The 1301-nt window shown below is 54.4% G+C and carries 1 protein-coding gene; it reads right to left on the reverse strand.

What is annotated here, in order from left to right:
• The coding region (locus DBY68_RS22680; protein ID WP_112296229.1) for an IS4 family transposase at window positions 1-1279 on the reverse strand (1279 nt) is incomplete at its 3' end.
• Window positions 1280-1301: the final 22 nt, after the last annotated feature.

Genomic DNA, 1301 nt, shown 5'->3' on the forward strand with positions numbered 1-1301 from the left:
TTTCCTTTACCACTCTCGGGAAGGTTCTTTCCCTTCTTGTCGGTAATTTTACCAGATGCCCCATGCTCTCAAGATCACGCATCAGCTCCGGGATACGCCCGGGTGAAGCGCCCTGAATAGTCATCAACATTCGCATTACCATTCCGCATGACTCTGAGAAGCTCAGCTGATTTGGCCAGTATCCTTTCAGATGGCCCGCCATTTTAATCATCTGATATCTCACCAGATTATAAGCCAGTAAGACGCCCCATAGTTCCTGCTCAACAAGCTTCGGCTTTTTACTTCTCAGCGTCAGCCTGCTCAGTTGCATCGTCTGTTTTATCTCCCGGTATCCCAGTTCAATTTCCCAGCGATGGCTGTACAGGTCTGCCATTTCCCCACCGGGATAGCGCATGGCGTCCGTCATTGACGTCAGCAGATGGCAGACTTTTCCCTTGCGCGTCACGGTCAGCAGGCGGGCTGTCATTTCATTTCCCAGACCCGGCCATTTTTTTCGTGCCTGTGGGCTGGTTTTCAGCGTCACCAGATAGTCCCCTTTACCCAGCTTTCTGACCTCTTCATACTGCGCTCCCTTCCTGAGAGGGATCATCCAGTGGCGATGCTCTCCCGCCTGGCTCCAGGCATTTAACAGCCCCAGTGAGTAATAACCTTTATCCATTAACGTCAGGGTGTTATCGCTGGTTTGTTCTATCAGTTGCTCAGCAAGCTCATTTTCACTGTTTTTCATGGTGCCGAATGCCGCTGCCGTCAGCAGATGGCTGGTCAGCTCCATCTGACAGACCATTTTGACCTGCGGGTAGAGTGCCGTGTTTCCGGCATGCGTCTGGCGGGGGAAAGCTTTATCGTTTTCCGGCGTGTCAGGTGTGCGCCAGAACACACCATCGATGGCCAGCAGGGTCAGGCCGCACCAGTGCGGATGCGGCGTGGCGTTATGCCAGAGCTGCGCTGTCTGCGTGAACACACGGCGGACGGCCTCGCTACCCAGACGCTGGCGGGCCTGGATCACGGCGCTGGGCGCAACGAACGGACGATTGCCGGGTAACATTATATCCAGCCGGTTAACGATCTGATGGAGCGGCTCCTTGCGCTCAAGGGCCATACCGACAATGCACCAGACCATCATTTCCAGAGGAAGGCGCCGTTTGCGTAACGTGACGGTGCCGGATTCTTCAAGGCAGCGGGAAATCAGTTCCGGGTCCAGATAATCACCCAGAGAAGTCAGCGGGTTACGCAGGGAATCGTAACGGGATACCACATCAAGAGCCTGTCCAATGTGCATAAAAAAATCCGGAAACGGGTGA

Source organism: Pseudocitrobacter sp. RIT415 (genome assembly GCF_003057695.2).
Lineage (GTDB): Bacteria > Pseudomonadota > Gammaproteobacteria > Enterobacterales > Enterobacteriaceae > Pseudocitrobacter > Pseudocitrobacter faecalis.